Below are 233 nucleotides of genomic sequence, written 5' to 3' on the forward strand. Positions count from 1 at the left end.
GGTATAGATTGAGCATATCTTTCAAGTGAGTTAATGTTAGCCATTACATCAAAGTGAAGTTCTCTATGGTCTAGCTTTGCAGCATTAGCACCAATTGTATTATATGTTTGTAATGCCTTATCAGTAGCACCGAATAGACCCATTAAGTCTGAACCTAAGTCTTTAACTCTTTGTGGTGGTATTGAACTAACCCCAAGTTGTGCTTTATTTAGAAAGTCTGCCATGTATTATCC

The 233-nt window shown here is 36.5% G+C and carries 1 protein-coding gene; it reads right to left on the reverse strand.

Features of this window, described 5'->3' with window-relative positions; all coding sequences use genetic code 11:
- Positions 1–224: hypothetical protein (locus tag P9217_RS30380; RefSeq protein WP_278088350.1), on the reverse strand; the 224-nt coding region annotated here is incomplete at its 3' end.
- Positions 225–233 lie beyond the last annotated feature (9 nt).

The organism is Mesorhizobium sp. WSM4989 (assembly GCF_029625795.1).
In the GTDB taxonomy this organism is placed as follows: Bacteria; Pseudomonadota; Alphaproteobacteria; order Rhizobiales; family Rhizobiaceae; genus Mesorhizobium.